This is a genomic window from Solwaraspora sp. WMMA2101 (genome assembly GCF_049179175.1).
Taxonomy (GTDB): domain Bacteria; phylum Actinomycetota; class Actinomycetes; order Mycobacteriales; family Micromonosporaceae; genus Micromonospora_E.
Window position 1 is genome coordinate 3295680 of sequence record NZ_JBMHMA010000006.1, and the last position, 20076, is coordinate 3315755.

Annotated in this window: 15 protein-coding genes; 10 read left to right on the forward strand and 5 right to left on the reverse strand. The window is 73.2% G+C overall.

The window, feature by feature from the left end; translation table 11 throughout:
- Nucleotides 1-18: 18 nt before the first annotated feature.
- A complete protein-coding gene (gene grpE, locus ACN28F_RS15780) occupies nt 19-924 on the reverse strand; it encodes a nucleotide exchange factor GrpE (protein WP_289208718.1) in 906 nt (301 codons plus the stop codon).
- 66 nt (nt 925-990) lie between these two features.
- On the reverse strand, nt 991-2901 hold the full coding sequence (gene dnaK / locus ACN28F_RS15785) for a molecular chaperone DnaK (protein WP_421358441.1): 1911 nt from the start codon (nt 2899-2901) through the stop codon (nt 991-993).
- Nucleotides 2902-3155: 254 nt separating this feature from the next.
- Here dnaK and ACN28F_RS15790 point away from each other — a divergent pair, with 254 nt between their 5' ends.
- The 10 genes from ACN28F_RS15790 to ACN28F_RS15835 all read left to right on the forward strand — a co-directional run bounded on the left by ACN28F_RS15790 (nt 3156) and on the right by ACN28F_RS15835 (nt 17693).
- A complete protein-coding gene (locus tag ACN28F_RS15790) occupies nt 3156-4979 on the forward strand; it encodes an ABC transporter (RefSeq protein ID WP_289208720.1) in 1824 nt (607 codons plus the stop codon).
- The gene (locus ACN28F_RS15795; protein WP_421358443.1) at nt 4976-6700 is read left to right on the forward strand and encodes a GTPase; all 1725 of its coding nucleotides are present in this window, start codon (nt 4976-4978) and stop codon (nt 6698-6700) included. Before ACN28F_RS15790 ends, ACN28F_RS15795 begins: the two co-directional genes overlap by 4 nt.
- An 86-nt stretch (nt 6701-6786) precedes the next feature.
- Nucleotides 6787-8010, forward strand: coding sequence for a hypothetical protein (locus ACN28F_RS15800; RefSeq protein ID WP_421358445.1), 1224 nt, complete (start codon nt 6787-6789; stop codon nt 8008-8010).
- Nucleotides 8011-8402: 392 nt separating this feature from the next.
- The gene (locus ACN28F_RS15805; protein ID WP_289208723.1) at nt 8403-8576 is read left to right on the forward strand and encodes a hypothetical protein; all 174 of its coding nucleotides are present in this window, start codon (nt 8403-8405) and stop codon (nt 8574-8576) included.
- Between the two features lie 754 nt (nt 8577-9330).
- Nucleotides 9331-10509, forward strand: coding sequence for a pyruvate dehydrogenase (acetyl-transferring) E1 component subunit alpha (gene pdhA, locus ACN28F_RS15810; protein WP_282224692.1), 1179 nt, complete (start codon nt 9331-9333; stop codon nt 10507-10509).
- Complete coding sequence (locus ACN28F_RS15815; protein ID WP_289210772.1) at nt 10506-11495, forward strand: alpha-ketoacid dehydrogenase subunit beta; 990 nt, start codon at nt 10506-10508, stop codon at nt 11493-11495. Before pdhA ends, ACN28F_RS15815 begins: the two co-directional genes overlap by 4 nt.
- Nucleotides 11496-11501: 6 nt before the next feature.
- Nucleotides 11502-12935 carry a dihydrolipoamide acetyltransferase family protein gene (locus ACN28F_RS15820; RefSeq protein WP_421358447.1) on the forward strand — a complete coding sequence of 478 codons (1434 nt, stop codon included), beginning with the start codon at nt 11502-11504 and terminating at the stop codon, nt 12933-12935.
- A 232-nt stretch (nt 12936-13167) separates the two neighbouring features.
- Nucleotides 13168-13305 carry a hypothetical protein gene (locus tag ACN28F_RS15825; RefSeq protein WP_282224690.1) on the forward strand — a complete coding sequence of 46 codons (138 nt, stop codon included), beginning with the start codon at nt 13168-13170 and terminating at the stop codon, nt 13303-13305.
- Between the two features lie 306 nt (nt 13306-13611).
- Complete coding sequence (locus tag ACN28F_RS15830) at nt 13612-15813, forward strand: LppU/SCO3897 family protein (protein ID WP_421358449.1); 2202 nt, start codon at nt 13612-13614, stop codon at nt 15811-15813.
- Nucleotides 15814-15824: 11 nt separating this feature from the next.
- Entirely contained in the window at nt 15825-17693 is a 1869-nt protein-coding gene (locus ACN28F_RS15835; protein ID WP_421358451.1) for an NHL domain-containing thioredoxin family protein, read from the forward strand.
- Between the two features lie 41 nt (nt 17694-17734).
- Here ACN28F_RS15835 and ACN28F_RS15840 read toward each other — a convergent pair whose 3' ends face one another.
- From ACN28F_RS15840 to ACN28F_RS15850, 3 genes are read right to left on the reverse strand one after another with little or no spacing between them, the layout of a single operon-like run.
- Nucleotides 17735-18484 carry a LamB/YcsF family protein gene (locus ACN28F_RS15840; RefSeq protein ID WP_421358454.1) on the reverse strand — a complete coding sequence of 250 codons (750 nt, stop codon included), beginning with the start codon at nt 18482-18484 and terminating at the stop codon, nt 17735-17737.
- Entirely contained in the window at nt 18459-19325 is an 867-nt protein-coding gene (locus tag ACN28F_RS15845) for a biotin-dependent carboxyltransferase family protein (RefSeq protein ID WP_421358456.1), read from the reverse strand. Before ACN28F_RS15845 ends, ACN28F_RS15840 begins: the two co-directional genes overlap by 26 nt.
- Nucleotides 19322-20053: a 5-oxoprolinase subunit B family protein gene (locus ACN28F_RS15850; protein ID WP_421358458.1), complete on the reverse strand. Its 732-nt coding sequence runs from the start codon at nt 20051-20053 to the stop codon at nt 19322-19324. The genes ACN28F_RS15845 and ACN28F_RS15850 overlap by 4 nt, the downstream gene beginning before the upstream one ends.
- Nucleotides 20054-20076 lie beyond the last annotated feature (23 nt).

The window sequence follows — 20076 nt, forward strand, 5'->3', positions numbered from 1 at the left end:
GTGCCTGACCGGCGGCGGTCATTCGGGGTCGGCGACAGCGACCAGTGCCGCCCGTAGCAGCCGGTCCCCGAGCAGGTATCCCCGCCGCATCACGTCGACGCAGGTGGGTTCGGTGACCTCGCCGGAGGTCAGGTGCGCGACCGCCTCGTGCCGGGTCGGGTCGAACGGGTCGCCCTTCTCCCCGAACGGGGTCAGCCCGAACTTCCCGAGCGCCGTGGTGAGCTGCTCGGCGACGGTGCCGAACGGCCCGACCAGGTCGCCGTGCTCGCGGGCCCGGTCCAGGTCGTCGAGGATCGGCAGCAGCGCGGCGAGCACCGCCCCGGTAGCCTGCTCAGAGGCCAGCCCCTTGTCCCGCTCGACCCGCTTGCGGTAGTTGGCGTACTCGGCGGTCACCCGTTGCAGGTCGCGGGTGCGCTCGTCGAGATCGGCCCGCAGGGCCTGCAGTTCGGCACCGAGCGGTGGGGCGGCGTCACCGGCCGACGCGGCGGGCTGACCGGTGTCGGGTGCCTCGTCGGCTTCGACGATCTCTCCGGTCACCGGCTCGTCGACGGTCGCGGCGTCGGTCGGGTCCGGTCGGGTGGCCGGGCCGGAACCGGACTCCTGCGGCTGGTCGGTCGGCTCGGCGGCCGGTTCGGCCGAGCTGTCGGCCGGGCTGCCGTTGGCGTTCCCACTCACGGTCTCCTCCTCCGGGCCCGGCCGGGCGTGCCGCCCGGCCGGGCGTTGGTCGGTGGCAGTCGCCGCGTCGGCCGGTTCGGCCGCCGCGTGCCGAGCACTTCGGGTCCGCGTACCGGTGGGGTCGATCCGCCGCCGGTCCCGGATCACCAGACGCTCCGGAGCCTCACCCTCGGCGCGCCCGGTCGACCTCGAACGACCGGCCGGTCGCCCGGTGCCCGCCGGATCGGCGGCCCGTGGTGTGTCCGTCATTCGACTACCTCGATCCGTACGACGCTTCGACGAAGATCATCGCTGGTTCCCGGTTGCGGCGCGACGTCACTTCTTGTCGTCCTCGATGATCTCCGCGTCGACCACGTCGTCCGGACCGGCGGCGCCGCCCGACGCGCCGGCGGCACCGGCACCTGGTCCGGCCGCACCTGGTCCGGCCGTACCCGGTCCGGCCGCACCGCCCGGCTGCCCCTGCTGCTCGGCCTGCTGGGCGTAGAGCGCCGAACCGGCCTGCTGGGAGACCTGGGCCAGCTTCTCGTGCGCCGACTTGATCTTCTCGATGTCGCTGCCGGCCAGGGCGCCGCGCAGCTCGCCGAGGGCCTCGTTCATCTGGTCACGCGAGTCCGACGACAGCTTGTCGCCGCTCTCGGCCAGGAACTTCTCGGTCTGCCACTGCAGCTGCTCGGCCAGGTTGCGGGTCTCCGCCTCCTCGCGACGCCGCTTGTCCTCGTCGGCGTGGTCCTGGGCGTCGCGCATCATCCGCTCGATGTCGTCCTTCGGCAGCGCCGAGCCGCCGGTGATCGTCATCGACTGCTCCTTGCCGGTGCCCAGGTCCTTGGCGTTGACGTGGACGATGCCGTTGGCGTCGATGTCGAAGGTGACCTCGACCTGCGGCACCCCGCGCGGCGCCGGCGGCAGCCCGGTCAGCTCGAAGGTGCCGAGCTTCTTGTTGTACGCCGCGATGTCCCGCTCGCCCTGGAAGACCTGGATCAGCACGGACGGCTGGTTGTCGTCGGCCGTGGTGAAGACCTCGGAACGCTTGGTCGGGATCGTGGTGTTGCGCTCGATCAGCTTGGTGAAGATGCCGCCCTTGGTCTCGATGCCCAGGCTCAGCGGGGTCACATCGAGCAGCAGGACGTCCTTGACCTCGCCCTTGAGCACGCCGGCCTGCAGGGCGGCACCGACGGCGACGACCTCGTCGGGGTTGACGCCCTTGTTCGGCTCCCGACCGGTGAGCTGCTTGACCAGCTCGGAGACGGCCGGCATCCGGGTGGAGCCGCCGACCAGGATCACGTGGTCGACGTCGGCCAGCTTGACCCCGGCGTCCTTGATGGCCTGCTCGAACGGGCCCTTGCAGCGGTCCAGCAGGTCCTGGGTCATCCGCTGGAACTCGGCCCGGGTCAGGGTGACGTCCAGGTGCAGCGGCGCCGACGGCGCGCCGTCGGAACCGGCCGGGCCGGCCGTGATGTACGGCAGGTTGATGCTGGTCGTGGTGGCCGCGGACAGCTCGATCTTGGCCTTCTCGGCGGCTTCCCGCAGCCGCTGCATGGCCATCTTGTCCTGGGCCAGGTCCACGCCGTGCTGGCCGCGGAAGGTCTTCACCAGGTGGTCGATGATCCGCTGATCCCAGTCGTCGCCGCCGAGCAGGTTGTCACCGCTGGTGGACTTGACCTCGATGACGCCCTCGCCGAGCTCCAGCAGGGAGACGTCGAAGGTGCCGCCGCCGAGGTCGAAGACCAGGACGGTCTGCTCCTTGGAGCCCTTGTCCAGGCCGTACGCCAGGGCCGCCGCCGTGGGCTCGTTGACGATCCGCAGCACGTTGAACCCGGCGATCTCGCCGGCCTCCTTGGTGGCCTGCCGCTGGGCGTCGTTGAAGTACGCCGGAACGGTGATCACCGCGTCGGTGATCCGCTCGCCCAGGTACGCCTCGGCGTCGCGCTTGAGCTTCATCAGGGTACGGGCGGAGATCTCCTGCGGCGTGTACTTCTTGCCGTCGATGTCGACGGTCCAGTTGGTGCCGATCTCCCGCTTGACCGACCGGATGGTCCGGTCCGGGTTGGTCACCGCCTGACGCTTGGCGACCTCGCCGACGAGCACCTCACCGTTGCGGGCGAACGCGACGATGGAGGGAGTGGTCCGGGAGCCTTCCGCGTTGGCGATGACGGTGGGCTCACCGCCCTCCAGCACACTGACGCAGGAGTTCGTCGTGCCCAGGTCGATACCGACCGCACGTGCCATGGTCGCTTCCTCGCTTCGTTCGTAGAGCAGGTGCCGGGGCACCGCCCCGCCGTACACCCACCACAAGTTGAGTGGACTTGACTCAATACTGCCACGATCGCAGCCACCGTCAAGTCAGGTTGAGCCGGGGACACGCAATAATGGCCCCCACCTGCACCGACAGCGCAGGTGAGCCCATGAATCACGATCAGATCACCAGGCGCGCCGGGCCGGTTCAGGTTGTCTGGCATGCATAGATCAGGCACGCTCTACCCGTGACCACGCAGGGTGGACCGGCCGCGCCCAGCCCGAGTGCACCGGAACTTCCCGGAGCACTCAATCGACTACGCACCGCTATCGGCGGGACGGCGTACCCGCTGGCGCTGCCCTCCGCCGAGGAGGCCCGCGCCGTCGGTGCCGGGCTGATCGCCCAACTCGACGACTACCTGCTGCCCCGGCTCGCCCGGCTCGACGCCCCACTGCTGGTGGTGGTCGGCGGCTCCACCGGAGCCGGCAAGTCGACCCTGGTCAACAGCCTCGTCCAGGCCCGGGTCAGCGCCACCGGGGTGCTCCGCCCGACGACCCGCTCGCCGGTGCTGGTCAGCAACCCCGCCGACACCGCCTGGTTCCGCCAGGGCGACCTGCTGCCCGGCCTGACCCGCACCGCCGGCCCCACCGACGCACCCGACGCGCTGCAGCTCGTGGCCGCGCCGGCACTGCTGCCCGGGCTGGCCTTCCTGGACGCCCCGGACATCGACTCGGTCGTCGACGCCAACCGGGCGCTCGCCGTACAACTGCTCGCCGCCGCCGACCTGTGGCTGTTCGTCACCACCGCCGCCAGGTACGCCGACGCGGTCCCCTGGCAACTGCTGCAGACCGCCCAGCTGCGCGGCACCATGCTCGCCCTCGCGCTGGACCGCGTACCGCCCGAAGCGGTCGACGAGATCACCGCCCACCTGCGGGAGATGCTCGCCGACAACGACCTCGACGACGTACCGATCTTCGTGGTGCCGGAAACGGTCGTCGACGGCCAGGGCCTGCTACCGGAGATCGTCACCGCACCGCTGCGGGAGTGGTTCGGCATGCTCGCCAGCGACGCGAACGCCCGCGCGGCGGTGATCCGGCAGACCCTCGACGGCGCGCTGAGCGCCCTCGCGCCGGCCGTCGACGGGCTGGCCGCCGCCGCCGACGACCAGCTCGACGCCGCCGGGTCACTGAGCGACCGGGTCCGGTCGGCGTACCGCACCGCCGCGCGCGGCGCGGAGCAGGCCGTGCAGGACGGCCGGCTGCTACGCGGCGAGGTGCTCGGCCGCTGGCAGGACTTCGTCGGCACCGGTGAACTGTTCCGCTCGCTGGAGGCCCGGGTCGGTCGGCTGCGGGACCGCGTCGTCAGCGTCGTCACCGGCCGACCGGCCCCGGCCAGCCAGCTGCGCAGCGCCATCGAATCCCAGCTGGTCACGTTGATCCGGGGGGCCGCCACCGACGGCGCCGACGCCGCGCAGCTGGCCTGGCGGGCGCACCCGGCCGGAGCCGCGCTGCTCACCCCCGAGCTGGCCCGGCCCTCGGCCGACCTGCCCGAACGCGCCGAACGTCTGGTCCGCGACTGGCAACGCGACGTGCTCGAACTGGTCCGTGCCGAGGCCGGCGACAAACGGTTCGTCGCCCGGACCGCCGCGTACGCCGTCAACGCCACCGGCCTGGCCGTCATGGTCGCCGTCTTCGCGTCGACCGCGTTCATCCCCACCGGGCTGGAGGTCGCCGCCGCCGGTGGCACCACGGTGGCCGCCCAGAAGGTGCTCGAGGCGATCTTCGGTGACCAGGCCATCCGCACCCTCGCCAACCGGTCCCGGGACGGTCTGCTCCAGCGGATCCGCGACCTGCTCGACGACGAGGCCGGGCGCTACCTCGACCTGATCGACGCGGTCGGGCTGCCGACGAGCATCCTCGGACCCGACACCGGGCCCGGCGACCGGCTACGCGCCGCCGCCGCCGAGGTCGAGCGGGCGCGCACCGGCGCCGGCCTGCACGGCGGTACGCCGTACCGGCTGCCGGACACCCTGCCGGGTGCCGCCGGCCCGTTGCCGGGAGCCGTAGCGTGACCGGCTTCGTCGACCGCGTCCGTGGCGCGGTCCGCCGCGAACCCCGCGTCGACGCCGACCAGCTGGTCGCCCGCCTCACCGCGCTGGGCCGGTTCCTGCGCGCCACCGACGGACGGATCCCGGACACCCGGCTCGGCGCGGCCCGCACCCTGGTCGAGCGGGCCGGTGCCCGGCTGACGCTGTCCCGGGAGCACACCGTGGTGGCGCTGGCCGGTGCGACCGGCAGCGGCAAGTCGAGCATCTTCAACGCACTGGCCGGGATGGAGCTTTCCCCGGTCGGCGTGCGCCGGCCCACCACCGGCAACGCCCACGCCTGTGTCTGGGGCCCGGTCGACGGTGCCGGCGAGTTGCTGGACTGGGTCGGCGTACTGCCCCGGCACCGGTTCGTCCGGGAAAGTGCCCTGGACGGCACCGACGAGGCCGGGCTGCACGGGCTGGTCCTGCTCGACCTGCCCGACTTCGACTCCGTCGAGTTCGGCCACCGGCTGGAGGTGGACCGGCTGCTCGGCCTGGTCGACCTGGTGATCTGGGTGGTCGACCCGCAGAAGTACGCCGACCGGGTGATCCACCGTGGCTACCTACGGGAGTTCCACCGCAACCGGGACGTCACGGTCGTCGTGCTCAACCAGGCCGACCGGCTCGACCAGTCCGAACTCACCCGGCTGATGGCCGACCTGCGCCGGCTGCTGGACACCGACGAACTCGCCGGCGTACCGCTGCTGGCCACCTCGGCGGTGATCCCGGCCGCGATGGCCGAACTACGGGGGCAACTGGAGCGTACGGTGACCGAACGGCAGGCGGTGCTGCGTCGGCTCGCCGGCGACCTCGACGCGGTCACCGACGATCTGGGCGACCTGGTCGGCCCGGTGGGACGTGCCGAGGAGGAGATCAACCGGGGCACCGTCCGACGGCTCAGCTCCGCGCTGGCCGACGCCGCCGGAGTGCCGACGGTCGCCCAGGCGGTCGAATCGGCGTACCGGCAGCGGGCCGCCGCCGCGACCGGCTGGCCGGTCAGCCGGGCCTGGCACCGGCTGCGCCCCGACCCGCTGCTGCGGCTGCACCTGCTCGGTTCCCGACGGGCCGACGGCCCGCCCGGGGCGCCGTCCGACGGCCCGGCCGACCCGCCGGCGCCGCTGGCGGTGACGTCGCTGCCGGCGCCGAGCGCCGCCCAGCGCGCGGCCGTCGACCTGGCGGTACGCGGCCTCGCCGAGCAGGCCGGCAGCCAACTGCCGGCACCCTGGCCGGCGGCGGTGACCGCCGCCGCCCGTTCGCAGACCGCCGATCTGCCCGACGCGCTGGACCGGGCCGTCGGTGCCGCCGATCTGGCCCCGGTCGACCGGCCGTTGTGGTGGCGGGCGGTCGGCGCGGTGCAGTGGCTGGTGACCGCCGCGGCGGCCGCCGGGCTCGGCTGGCTGCTCGTCGGCTTCGTCGTCCGGGTGCTGGGTCTGCCGGCGCTGGAGTACCCGGCGGTCGGGGTGGTGCCGGTGCCGACGGTACTGCTGCTCGGCGGTCTGCTCGGCGGCGTCCTGGTCGGCCTGCTGATCCGGCCGGTGACCGGTTGGGCGGCCCGGCGGGCCCGCCGACGCGCCGAGGACCGGCTCTACGACGCCGTGGCCGACGTGGCCCGACGCCACGTGGTCGCCCCGGTCCGCGCGGTCCTGGCCGCCCACAGCGACGCCAGCGACGCCCTGGACCAGGCACGGTCCCGGTCAGGTCGCTGAGCCGACCGGATTCCGGCGGCCAGGCGTGGCCGACATGTAACGCACTGGTGATGCCAGTTGCCGGGGGGCGGGCGTAGGGTCGAATCATGGCCACGCCAGAAACCCCCTACGACGCGGTGCTCGCGGCCGCCCGTGACGTGACCAAGTTGGAGTGTGCACTCGACGCGGAGATGCTCGGTGCCGCCCTGCTGGGCAGTGTCTACGCCGTCGCCGAGACCGACCGGGCAGCCGCGGTCCGGGAGTTCGTCGGTAGTTTCCTGTCCGCCACCACCCGCCGCCGGGCCGCGTCCGCCACCACGATCCGGACGGTCTTCGCCCGGCTCGTCCCGGACGCGGCCGGAGCCGCCGGCGTCAAGATCGGCAGCACCGCACCCGACTGGTCCAGCCGGCTGGGTCAGGTACGGCTGACCGGCAGCTACGCCTACGGCGACGTGTACGGCGACCAGACGTCCTACCTGGCGACCTTCGCCTACGACGACGACCTCGGCGGACCGGAGCACGCGGTGGTCGCGTTGGTCGACCACAACATCGGCATCACCAAGGACGTCTTCGTCGGCGGCCCGGCGGAGCGGATCCTGGGCCAGGTGCGGCAGATGTGCGCCAACGACGAGTTGACCTGGTTCCGCGAGGAGGACCCCGGGGTCCTGCGGGGCGAGGTCAGCCGGCATCTGGCCATCACCGACGGCCTGCGGGAGTTGCCCAGCGAGGGCTCACTCGCCACCGACCGGGCGTTGGTCGGTGCCCGGCTCGCGGTGCTGCCGGCGCCGACGTCCGTGGTGGCACCGCCCGGTGACGACCCCATCCCCGCCGATCGGCGGACCGTCCTGGTCCGCGAGTTCCTGGCCTCGCCGCAGGCGCGGCGGTTCGGCCTCGATTCGACCGGCACCAGCGACCTCGCCTCGTTGCACTTCTGCCTGAGCCTGGTGCTCGACCACTCGGCGAGCCTGCTCGATCCCGACCCGATGCGCTGGAGTCCGGCGGTGGCCGGGATGTTCCTGCTGGACTGGGTGCACCGGCGGGCGGTGCTCGACATCGACGACGCGGCGATGCTACCGGCCGTGGTCCGGGGCTGGGCCGCGTACGCCGGGCAGCAGCGCAATCTGCCGGCGGCGGCCATCAGCCAGACCGACACCGCGATCGCCGAGATCGTGCCGGAGTTCGTCCGCCTCTACACCACCGGGGAGCGGCGCAGCCCGGCCACCGCTGCCGTGGCCCAGCTCCTCGCCGACGGTGTCGACCTCAACGATCCGCAGGCGCTGGACGCCTGGATCGACGCCAACCGGCAGCGGCTCGCCGACGAGCAGAGCTGACCGCCCGACCGGACGATCCACCGCGCGGGCCGGTGCTCGACGCACCGGGATCGGCGGTGGTCGTCGGTTCCGGGCTGGGGCTGGGGCTCTGGCCGGGGTCCGGCGTCGGTGACAGGTCGGGTGCCGGAGACGGCTCCGGGGTCGCATCCGGGTCACCTTCGGCGCCGGTCCCAGGGTCACCTTCGGCGCCGGTACCCGGATCGCCCTCCGCGCCCGTACCCGGATCGCCTTCGGCACCGGTCCCAGGGTCGCCTTCCGCGCCCGTACCCGGATCGCCTTCCGCGCCCGTACCGGGATCGCCTTCCGCGCCGGTCCCAGGGTCGCCCTCCGCGCCCGTACCGGGGTCACCCTCGGCACCCGCACCCGGACCGGAGTCCGGACCGGTGTCAGGCGTGGGGCTGGTGGACGGGGTCGGGGCCGGCGTCGGGCCCGGTGTGGGGACGACCGGAGCCGGCGACGTCGGGGCGACCGGCGGCGGTGACACCGGTCCGACGAGTACCCCACCCGACCCGTCGCCCCGCGACGGCGGCACCGTGCGGGTGCCGGTCGGTGGCCGGCCCGCCTGAGCCGGACCGCCGCCGACAGCGGTGTCGATGCCGCCGTGGTCGGCGGTGTCGGTCTGGGACGGATTGGCGATCGGACTCGGCTGCGGGTATCGCACGACCGGCCCGCCGCCGGGCTGACCGAGCAGCGGTACGACGGCCGTCCGACCGTCACCGGTCGCCGTCACCGAGCCAGCCTGCAGCGTCGCCAGCATGGGCAGCGACGCTGTCGTCACCAGCAACGCCATGATCAGGGCGAACCGCCGCGCCGGACCGCTCAGTCCGGCGGTCGGAGCTGCGCTTTCCTGCGGCAGCGACACGGCTGGTCTCCTCGTCGGTGTGGCCCGACCGGTGGTCCACCGATCGTCGGCCCTGGATACATACTGAGGCAGTGACAGAAAGTTTTCCAGTTCAATACATCGTGTTATCAGAACCGGACGGATGAGCGACAGTCCCCCGAACGCCGCGTCACCCGGCAAGTTCCGCGCAACGCGGACATCACGTCTTCGGACCCGGACCGACCTATGACGCCCCTCACCTTCAATGCGAGTATGGACCGGACGGCACCGACGCCGCTGCCTCCGCCGCTACCCGTGGCGGACACGACTCGATGTTGTCCCCTTCCGGACCGGGTCCAGCCAGAATCCGGCCCGTGCCGCGCGGCAACCCTGACCGGGCCAGGCGCGGCGAGAGGACCTGCCTCGGCAGCAGCCGACAGCAGGACGAGCTGCGCGGTCGGGACACCCCCGCTGCCACGCACACACGATGGGAGAGACGGATGGCGAAAGTCGACCGCGGGACGGCGACCCGCGGCAGACCGGCCACGGCCCGACGGCGGACCACCCGGACCGCCGCCGACCCGGAGCTGGTGCAGCTGCTCACCCCGGAGGGCGAGCGCATCGACCGGGTCACCGGCCCGGACGGTACGGAGTACTCCGTCGACTTCACCGACGAGCAGTACCGCGGCCTCTACCGCGACCTCGTCGTGGTGCGCAAACTCGACGCCGAGGCGACCGCCCTGCAACGCCAGGGCGAGCTGGGCATCTGGGCCAGCCTGCTCGGCCAGGAGGCCGCCCAGGTCGGTTCCGGCCGGGCACTGCGCGAGCAGGACATGGCCTTCCCCACCTACCGCGAGCACGGCGTCCTCTACTGCCGGGGCATCGACCCGATCATGCCGCTGGGGCTGTTCCGCGGCGTCGACCAGGGTGGCTGGGACCCCAACGAGTTCAAGTTCAACATGTACACGATCGTGATCGGCGCCCAGACACTGCACGCGACCGGCTACGCCATGGGCATCACCATGGACGGTCGGACCGGCGGCGACGACGGCGAGGCGGTCATCGCGTACTTTGGTGACGGCGCGTCAGCGCAAGGTGACGTCAACGAGGCCTTCGTCTGGTCCAGCGTCTTCAACGCACCCATCGTCTTCTTCTGTCAGAACAACCAGTACGCCATCTCCGAACCGCTGGAACGGCAGACGAGGATCCCGCTCTACAAGCGCTCCTCCGGCTTCGGCTTTCCCGGCGTACGGGTGGACGGCAACGACGTACTGGCCAGTTACGCGGTGACCCGCGCCGCGCTGGACAACGCCCGGCACGGGCAGGGTCCGACGCTGATCGAGGCGTACACGTACCGGATGGGGGCGCACACCACCTCGGACGACCCGACCCGCTACCGGATCGCCAGCGAGGTCGAGGCGTGGCAGGCCAAGGACCCGATCGCCCGGGTCCGCGCCTTCCTGACCAGGCAGCAGATCGCCGACTCCGACTTCTTCGCCGAGGTCGACGCGCAGGCGCAACGGGACGCGGTCCAGTTGCGGGAACGGGTGCTAGCCATGCCCGATCCGCAACCGGGCGCGCTGTTCGACCACGTGTACGCGCACGGCTCCCCGCTGGTCGAGGCCGAGCGTGCCCAGTTCGAGCGGTACCAGGCGTCGTTCGAGGGAGGGTCGCACTGATGGCCGAGACACTCACTCTGGGCAAGGCGCTCAACGCCGGTCTGCGCAAGGCGCTGGAGGGCGACAGCAAGGTCATCCTGATGGGCGAGGACGTCGGCAAGCTCGGCGGCGTCTTCCGGATCACCGACGGCCTGCAGAAGGACTTCGGCGAGACCCGGGTGATCGACACCCCGTTGGCCGAGTCCGGGATCATCGGCACCGCGGTCGGCCTGGCCATCCGTGGCTACCGGCCGATCTGCGAGATCCAGTTCGACGGCTTCGTCTACCCGGCGTACGACCAGATCGTGTCGCAGGTGGCGAAGATGCACTACCGGTCGCAGGGCAAGGTGAAGCTGCCGATCGTGATCCGGATCCCGTTCGGCGGCGGCATCGGCGCGGTGGAGCACCACTCGGAGTCACCGGAGGCGTACTTCTCGCACACCGCCGGGTTGAAGGTCGTCGCCTGCTCCAACCCGCAGGACGCCTACACGATGATCCAGCAGGCGGTGCTCTCCGACGACCCGATCATCTTCCTGGAGCCGAAGCGGCGCTACTGGGAAAAGGCACCGGTCGAGCTGGAGACACCACCGGGTACGGCGTACCCACTGCACGCCGCCCGCACGGTGCGGCCCGGCAACGACGCGACCGTGCTGGCGTACGGTCCGATGGTGCGGACCGCCCTGGACGCGGCCACCGCCGCCGCCGAGGAGGGCCGCGAGCTCGAGGTGATCGACCTGCGGTCGCTCTCCCCGCTGGACCTGGCCGGGGCGTACGAGTCGGTCCGGCGTACCGGCCGGTGCGTGGTGGTGCACGAGGCGCCGACCAACCTCGGGCTCGGTGCCGAGATCGCGGCCCGGATCACCGAGGAGTGCTTCTACTCGCTGGAGTCGCCGGTGCTGCGGGTGGGCGGGTTCAACACGCCGTACCCGGCCTCCCGGCTGGAGGAGGAGTACCTGCCGGACCTGGACCGGGTGCTCGACGCCGTCGACCGTGCGTTCGGTTGGTGAGCGCCGATGTCGCGTATCAAGCAGTTCGACCTGCCTGACCTCGGCGAAGGTCTCACCGAGGGCGAGATCCTCAAGTGGCTCGTCGCGGTCGGCGACACGATCGAGTTGAACCAGCCGATCGTCGAGGTGGAGACCGCGAAGGCAGCGGTCGAGATCCCGGCAAAGTGGGGCGGGCAGGTCCAGGCGATCTTCCATCCGGAAGGCACCACCGTCGAGGTCGGCACGGCGATCATCGCGATCGACACGGATCCGTCGGCCGGCCCGACGGATCCGCCGGAGATCCCACCGGCCGAGGGCGCGATCGAGCCCGGCATGATCGGCGGCCCGGCACCGGGCGGCCGCACGGCCGTCCTGGTCGGCTACGGCCCACGGACCACTGCGGCGGTCCGCCGGCCCCGCCGCACCAACGGGCAGGCACCGCCGGCCGGCACTGCGGTCGAGCCGCCGGCCGCCGTCACACCACCGGCCGCTGTCGCCGTCACACCACCGGCCGCTGTCGCTGCGGTCGGGCCGCCGGCCGATGTGCGAACCGGCGCGGCGGCCCGGGCGTTGGCCAAACCGCCGGTCCGAAAGCTCGCCCGGGACCTCGGGGTCGACCTGGCCGGAATCGTCGGCAGCGGCCCGCTCGGTTCCGTCACCCGCGACGACGTGTTGCGGGCCAGCGCACCGGCGGTCGACTCCCCGGCCGCCGACGCGAGCGCCGACGTCGCGGTCGCGGCGTCCGCCGCCCGGGTCGGCACCGACCGGGAACGGCGGATTCCGGTCAAGGGCGTCCGCAAGCTGACCGCCGAGAACATGGTGGCTTCCGCCTTCACCGCGCCGCATGTGACCGAGTTCCTGACTGTCGACCTCACCCGGTCGATGAAGGCGCTGGAGCGGCTGCGGGCGCAGCCGCAGTGGCGCGAGGTCCGGGTCTCACCGCTGCTGATGGTCGCCAAGGCGATGCTGCTGGCCGCAGCCCGGCACCCGATGGTCAACGCCACCTGGGCCGGCGACGAGATCGTGGTCAAGGAGTACGTGAACCTGGGGATCGCGGCGGCCACCGACCGTGGGCTGATCGTGCCGAACATCAAGGACGCCGGCCGGCTCACCCTGCTGGAGCTGGCCGAGGCCATGTCGGCTCTGGTCCGTACGGCCAAGTCTGGTCGGACCGCGCCGGCCGACATGGCCGGCGGAACGATGACCATCACCAATGTCGGCGTGTTCGGGGTGGACAGCGGGACGCCGATCCTGCCGCCGGGGGAATCGGCGATTCTCGCGGTCGGCACGATCCGCAAGGCACCCTGGGTGCACAAGGAAAAGATTCGGGTACGGCAGGTCGCCACCCTGGCGTTGTCGTTCGATCACCGGATCATCGACGGCGAACTGGGGTCGGCGTTCCTTCGCGACATCGGCGCGTTCCTCACCGATCCCGAGGCGATGTTGCTCGCCTGGACCTGAACGCGCTCTTCCATCCCGACCACCACTACGAACGGCGTTGCAGTCGCTACCGACTGCAACGCCGTTCCTCGCGAGTGGCCGACGATACTTCGGTGACCCGCTTACGGTGCCGACGTTTCTAAGGCAGGTGTGCGGCGTCACCTTCAAATCGTTGGCAACCGGCGGCGGGTTCGAGGTTTACTTGAATCGGCCGACAGATGGCCGGCCACGCAGATCCACAGGAGAGCACGTCATGTCCATGATCGATCGAATTCGTCGGCACCGGGAGACCAACCGCCGGGCCCGTGCGCTGGAGCGTGCGCTGCGCGCCACCGACTCCGCAGCGGTCCGCGACGAAATCCGCGCGATCGCACAGCGCTACTACAACTGAACTCGCCGCCGCGAACCCTGCGCCACGCCACGACACACGTGCCACTTCGGCGGCACCGGGATTCCTCCGCTCGGAACGGCCCGGTACGGTGGGCTCGGTCGTCGTCGGGTCGATCCGGCGCGCTGCGGACCAGATTCGGTCAGCCGCCGCCGGGCCGCCAGCCGACGCAATCCGGCTGGCCAGCCTCCGGTGATCTCGATCGCCGGGAGCGGGCGGGCCCGCCCGGCCGGACTACCGGCGTCACTGGTCGACCGACCAGCCACGTCGGTGGCACGGCACGGCTGACAGGTCATGGAGGAGGCGCACATGACGTCCGAGGGCACCCAGCATCCCGGCCAGGAGCCGGAGGAGGCAGGCACCGGCGGACCCGCGCCCTACGCCAGCCAACGACACGGCGTCGGTCAGGCGACCGGTGAAGCCGGCAGCGGCCCCGAGCCGCAGCAGTGGACCCCACCGGCCGGCGGCTGGGGCACCGGCTTCGGGGACCAGCCGGGTCGCCCCGCCGGCTACCCGGCTCCGGCCCCGTACCCGGCCCCGCCCGGCGCGTACCCGCCGCCGGGCGGCCAGTCCGGCGAGCCGGAACCGCAATCTCCCGGCGAGCTGAACTGGACGCCGCCGCCCAGCATCCCGCCGGCGGCACCCTGGTCCCCGCAGCAGGCCTGGCGGACCGGCACCGACCAGTCCGATCTACCGACCCCGCAGGCAGACCAGCCAGCCGGGCCGCCGGCACCCGGCGGTGGGTTCGGCTCGCTGCCCCAGCGCCAGCCCGAGCCACAGCCGCTACCGGATCCGCACCGCGACGCCGACGCCGGCCGGCCGGCCGAACCGTCCTGGCCAGGCGAGGCCCGTCCGCCGGCCGAACCGTCCTGGCCAGGCGAGGCCCGCCCGTCTGCCGAACCGTCCTGGCAGGCCGACGCCCAACGGTCTGCCGAACCGCAGCCCTTCGTTCCTGGACCGGTACAGAACCGGTTCGAGCCGCCGGCCGCACCGCCGCCCGCACCGACCGCACCGGAACCGGCCCGGCACGGCGCGGCGCTGCCGTTCGCTCCGGCCGGTCCGACGCCGCTGCCACCGCAGGAGACCCGGGTCCCCGGTGCCTCGCTGGCCGCAGCACTCGGCGGAGGCACCCCGACGCCGCTGAGCCCGGCGGCCCCACCACCGGCTCCGCCCGCTCCGGCGCCGGCGGCGGCACCGGCCGCGCAACCGGCCTCGCATGTTCCGCAGCAGCGCGGCCCGTTCGACGAGCCGCCCGCCGCCGACGCCGAACGGCCAGCCTTCGGCGGCCCGTCGGCCGCCGCAGCGGGTGCCGCCGGTGCCGCCGGCCGGGCGGTGAGCGCGAGCGCGTCGGTGCCGACCGCGAGTCGTGTCGCGCCGCCCGCCGACCAGTCGGCGATCGTCGCCAACCGGCCGCCGGCCCAACCCCGGGTGTACGGGCGTCCTGCCAGCCCGGAACCGGAGCAGTCCCCCGCCGATCGACCGGCACCGTTCGGTGCCGGCGAACCGCCGAACCGGCCCGGCGACGGGCCTTTCCCGCCCACCGGCTCACCGGTACCGGCACCGGAGCATCCGGCCGCGCCCCGGCCGCTGCCGCCCCGGCCAGCTGGGCAGGTCGCGCCGCCGTTCGGTGCCCGTCCCGGTACGGCCGCAGTCGCGCCGGGTGCCGGCAACGGCCAGGACGCCGTCGATCTCGCGCTACCGCACCTGAGCGCCGGAGCGCACATCCAGCCCGCGTCTCCAGCGTCAGCCGACGGCGGTCGGGGATTCCGACCGTCCGGTGCCGAACCGTACGGAGATCTGGTCGACCGGGCCGGTGACGGTGCGGGGCCGCAGGGCCCGCCACACTTCGGCCCCGGCCCCCAGGGCCAACCGCACCTCAACGCCGGGCCGCAGAGCCCGCCGGCCTTCGGCGCCCGACCGCAGAGCCCGCCGGCCTTCGGCAGCCCGCCGCAGGGTCAGCCGACCTTCGGCGCCCAGCAGGGCGCCCCGGACGGCTATCCGCCGGCCGGCGGTCCGACGCCCGCTGGCAACCAGTGGAACGCCCCCGATCCGGAGCAGAACCGGTTCGACGCGTTCCGCCCGGAGCCGGCCGCCCCCGCGGAGCAGGAAGCGACCCCGGAGCCGGCCCCCCAGGTCCGCAACGGTCGAGTCCTGCTGGCGGTGCTGGTGGCCGCCGTACTGCTGGTGGCGATCCCGATGTCGCTGGTCTGGTTGATCACCCGCCCTGGTGACCAGGCGTTCGACCCGGCCGTCGGCGCGTGTGTCAAGCAGTCCGGAAACACCGCCGCGCCAGCGGACTGCGCCGAGCCGAACGCCTTCGAAGTGGTCGCCAAGGTCGACCAGGTCGACCAGTGCGCCGACCCGAACGCGCCGCACATCCAGGTGGCCGGCGACTCCGGACGTGAGCAGGTGCTCTGCCTCCAGCCGGCAGCCGCCGGCGACGACCCGGACGCGGGCACGGCTCCCGATGCCAGCTCGGCGCCGGACGCCAGTTCAGCACCGGACAACTGAGCCCACCGCAGATGTCGAGTCCATCGTCACCGCCACAGCCCCGGGTGCGGGCACCGCAGCTCAAGGGCCGGCAGTGGCTGAACACGGCCGGCCGGCCGATCTCCCTCGCCGACCTGCGGGGAAAGATCGTCCTGCTGGACTTCTGGACCTTCTGCTGCGTCAACTGCCTGCACGTGCTGGACGAGTTGCGCCCGCTGGAGGAGAAGTACGCCGACGTACTGGTGGTGATCGGCGTCCACTCCCCGAAGTTCGCCCACGAGCGGGATCCGGTGGCGGTCACCGCCGCCGTCGAGCGCTACGGCGTGACCCACCCGGTGCTCGACGATCCCGAGCTGGACATGTGGCAGCAGTACGCCGCCCGGGCCTGGCCGACCCTGGTGCTGGTCGACCCGGAGGGTTACGTCGTCGCCACCATGGCCGGCGAAGGGCACGCCGAAGGCCTGGTCCGGGAGATCGACCAGCTGATCGGGGCGCACGAGGCGAAGGGCACGCTGCACCGGGGCGACGGCCCGTACGTACCGCCGGAACCGGCCGACACGACGCTGCGTTTTCCGGGCAAGGCGGTCGCGCTGGACGACGGCGGGCTGCTGGTCTCCGACTCCGCCCGGCACTCGCTGGTGGAGTTGGCGCCCGACGGTGAGACGGTACGCCGACGGATCGGCTCCGGGGCCCGGGGCCGCACCGACGGCGACGCCGCGAACGCCCGGTTCAGCGAGCCCCAGGGACTGCTGCGGCTACCGGCCGAGGTCGCCGCCGTCGCCGGGTACGACCTGGTGGTCGCCGACACGGTCAACCACCTGCTGCGCGGGGTACGGACGAGCACCGGCGAGGTGGTCACCGTCGCCGGCTCCGGCCGGCAGTGGCGCTCAGGTGTCGACTACGACCCGCACGACGCGCTCGCCGTGGATCTTTCCTCGCCGTGGGACCTCGCCTGGTACGACGGCCGGGTGATCGTGGCGATGGCCGGGATCCACCAGCTGTGGTGGTTCGACCCGGGTACGCGGACCGCCGGCATGTACGCCGGCACCACGGTCGAGTCGCTGCGCGACGGTCCCCTTCCCGACGTCTGGCTGGCGCAGCCGTCCGGCCTGGCGACCAGCGTCGACGGTCGGCAGCTGTGGATCGCCGACAGTGAGACCAGTGCGCTGCGGCAGGTGGTCGACGGGCACCTGCGGACGGTCGTCGGGCAGGGCCTGTTCGACTTCGGGCAGGTCGACGGGGCGGCGGCGCAGGCACTGCTGCAGCACCCGCTCGGGGTCTGTGCACTGGCCGACGGTACGGTGCTGGTCGCCGACACCTACAACGGCGCGATCCGCCGCTACGATCCGGCCACCGACCGGGTGACGACGGTCCTGGACGGGCTGGCCGAGCCGAGTGACGTGCTGGTGACCGCTGACGGCACCGTCTGGGTGGTGGAGTCCGCCGCCCACCGGGTGACCCGGATCGCGCCCGGTGCCCTGTCGGCGGCCGGGGCCACCGTCGATGGGGCACGGCACCGGACCGTACGCCCGCCGCTGCTGGTGGCACCCGGTGAGGTGACCCTGGAGGTGGTGTTCACTCCCGCACCGGGGCAGAAGCTCGACACCAGTTTCGGTCCGGCCACCCGGCTGGAGGTCTCGGCCGATCCGCCCGGGCTGCTGCGCGACGGTGCGGGCACCGACACCGGGCTGAGCCGTCGGCTGGTGATCGACCCGTCGGTGCCGGCCGGCGTACTGCAGGTGGTCGCGCAGGCTGCCACCTGCGACGCCGACAACGAGCATGCCGCCTGCCACCTGACCCGGCAGGACTGGGGCGTGCCGGTACGGGTCGACCCGGCGGGTGCGGCCCGCGTACCGCTGATCCTGCGTGGTGTCGACCCGGCCGACGACGCCGAAGCCTGACCGGCACGCACCCCACGCGCACCCCGGTCTGACCGGGACGGTCAGACGAAGGCCGTGAGCCGCTGGCCGGCCGCCTCCAACGACTGGCGGATCCGCCGGGCCAGCGCGGCCGCGCCGGGCGTGTCGCCGTGTACGCAGATCGACTCGACGGGGCTGGCGACCGCCGTGCCGTCCGTGGCGGTCACGGTGCCCGACCCGGCCATCGACAGCGCCTGGGCGACGACCTCACGGTGGTCGTCGAGCAGGGCTCCGGGTGCGTCGCGCGGCACCAGTCGGCCGTCCGGCTGGTAGCCCCGGTCGGCGAAGCCTTCGGCGACGGCCCGCAGCCCGGCACCGGTGGCCAGCTGGCTGAGCACCGAACCGGGCAGGCACAGGATCGGCAGCGTCGGGTCGACGTCGGCCACGGCGGCGACCACCGCCGCGGCCTGGGCCTCGTCGACGCAGGCGGTGTTGTACAGCGCGCCGTGCGGTTTGACGTAGCGGACCCGGGTGCCGGCGACCCGGCAGAAGCCGTCCAGCGCGGCGATCTGGTAGAGCACGTCGTCGCGGAGCTCGTCGAAGCGGTAGTCGATCCGCCGCCGGCCGAAGCCGGCCAGGTCGCGGTAGCCGACCTGGGCGCCGACGGTGACACCCCGGTCGGCGGCCGCCGCGCAGATCCGCCGCATGGTCACCGGGTCGCCGGCGTGGAAGCCGCAGGCGACGTTGGCGGAGGTGACGATGTCGAGCAGCGCCTCGTCGTCGCCGAGGCGCCAGACGCCGAAGCCTTCACCGAGGTCCGCGTTGAGGTCCATGGAACTCCACGGTAGTGCCCGGCCGGGCCTGGGCGAGCCCGGTGACGTCGTCGACCACTCCGATGACCGGGTAGCCGCCGGTGGTCGGATGGTCGGCGAGGAAGATCAGTGGTTGACCGTCGGCGGGGACCTGGACGGCGCCGAGGACCAGCCCTTCGCTGGGTAGTTCGTCCGGGACGCGGCGGGTCAGCGGTGCGCCGGTCAGTCGGACCCCGATCCGGTTGCTCACCGGGCTGACCAGATACGGGGTGCCGAGCAGCCGCCGCAGCGCGGCCTCGGTGAACCAGTCGGCGCGCGGGCCGAGCCGTACGGTGAGCCGGAGCGGGTCGGCCGGTGCCGACCAGGGGACGGGGTCGGCCGGCGGCGGCCCGTCGACGGTGGTCGGGGCGTCGCCGACCGGCAGGACGGTGCCGTCGCGTACCACCGGTGGACCGATGCCGGCGAGGAGGTCGGTCGAGCGGCTGCCCAGCACCGGCGGTACGGCGATCCCGCCGGCCACCGCGAGGTAGCTGCGCACGCCGTACCGGGCGGGTCCGACGTCGAGGTGGGCCCCGGCCGGCACCGGTACGCAGCTGAGGAAGCCGGCCGGTCGACCGGCGAGGCGGATCGCGGCGGGCGCGCCGGTGATCGCGACGGTGCCTCCGGCGGGCAGCCGCAGCTGGCAGCCGGTGAGCGTGATCTCCAGACCGGCGGCGTCGGGCGGGTTGCCGACGAGCCGGTTGGCCAGCGCCAGCGCCGGCTGGTCGAGGGCACCGGAGCGGGGCACGCCGAGGTGTGCCCAGCCGGGCCGGCCCCGGTCCTGAACGGTGCAGAGCGCGCCGGCCCGGACGACCTCGATCACCGGTCGCCCCGATCGACTGGTGGCACGTCCGGTGGCGCGGCGGCCGGCACGTCCGGTGGCACGTCGGCCGGCACGTCCGGTGGCACGTCGGCCGGCGCGTCCGGCGGCGTGTCGGCCGGGGCCAGCCGGACCCGGGTGCCGGGGGTGAGGGTGGCGGGCGGGTCGCGATCAAGGTCGAAAAGCACCAGGTCGGTGTGGCCGACGAGTTGCCAGCCGCCGGGTGAGGCGGACGGGTAGATGCCGGCGTACGGTCCGGCGAGCGCGACCGAGCCGGCCGCGACGGTGGCGCGCGGTGTCGGCCGGCGCGGTACGGACCATTCGTCGGGCAGTCCGGTGAGGTAGCCGAAGCCGGGTGCGAAGCCGCAGAAGGCGACGGTGAACTCGGTGCCGGCGAGCCGGTCGACGGCTTCGTCGACGGGTACCCGCCAGTGCCGGGCGACGTCGGGCAGGTCGGGCCCGTCGTACCGGACGGTGACGGTGACCGGCCGGGTGTCGGCGCTGGTCCGCAGCGGTGGCGGCCGCCAGCCGGCCAGCGCGGCGGCGGTCGCGACCGGGTCGGCCAGGCCGTCGAGCAGGATGGTACGGGCGGCGGGGACGATGTCGTCGACGGCGAGTTCGCCCTGGTCGCGACGGTGGTCGAGGCCGGCCCGCCAGGCATCGATGGTTGCCGGGTCCGGCGCTGCCCATTCGAGCAGCAGTGCACGCCGACCGACGCGATGGATCCGCATGACACCATCTTGGCCCGTCGTTG

Excerpts from the sequence above, each read along its gene's own strand:
- grpE (WP_289208718.1), bottom strand. The coding sequence starts at position 924 with ATGACGGACACACCACGGGCCGCCGATCCGGCGGGCACCGGGCGACCG.
- dnaK (WP_421358441.1), bottom strand. The coding sequence starts at position 2,901 with ATGGCACGTGCGGTCGGTATCGACCTGGGCACGACGAACTCCTGCGTC.
- ACN28F_RS15800 (WP_421358445.1), top strand. The coding sequence starts at position 6,787 with ATGGCCACGCCAGAAACCCCCTACGACGCGGTGCTCGCGGCCGCCCGT.
- pdhA (WP_282224692.1), top strand. The coding sequence starts at position 9,331 with ATGGCGAAAGTCGACCGCGGGACGGCGACCCGCGGCAGACCGGCCACG.
- ACN28F_RS15820 (WP_421358447.1), top strand. The coding sequence starts at position 11,502 with ATGTCGCGTATCAAGCAGTTCGACCTGCCTGACCTCGGCGAAGGTCTC.
- ACN28F_RS15825 (WP_282224690.1), top strand. The coding sequence starts at position 13,168 with ATGTCCATGATCGATCGAATTCGTCGGCACCGGGAGACCAACCGCCGG.
- ACN28F_RS15830 (WP_421358449.1), top strand. The coding sequence starts at position 13,612 with ATGACGTCCGAGGGCACCCAGCATCCCGGCCAGGAGCCGGAGGAGGCA.
- ACN28F_RS15835 (WP_421358451.1), top strand. The coding sequence starts at position 15,825 with ATGTCGAGTCCATCGTCACCGCCACAGCCCCGGGTGCGGGCACCGCAG.
- ACN28F_RS15840 (WP_421358454.1), bottom strand. The coding sequence starts at position 18,484 with ATGGACCTCAACGCGGACCTCGGTGAAGGCTTCGGCGTCTGGCGCCTC.
- ACN28F_RS15850 (WP_421358458.1), bottom strand. The coding sequence starts at position 20,053 with ATGCGGATCCATCGCGTCGGTCGGCGTGCACTGCTGCTCGAATGGGCA.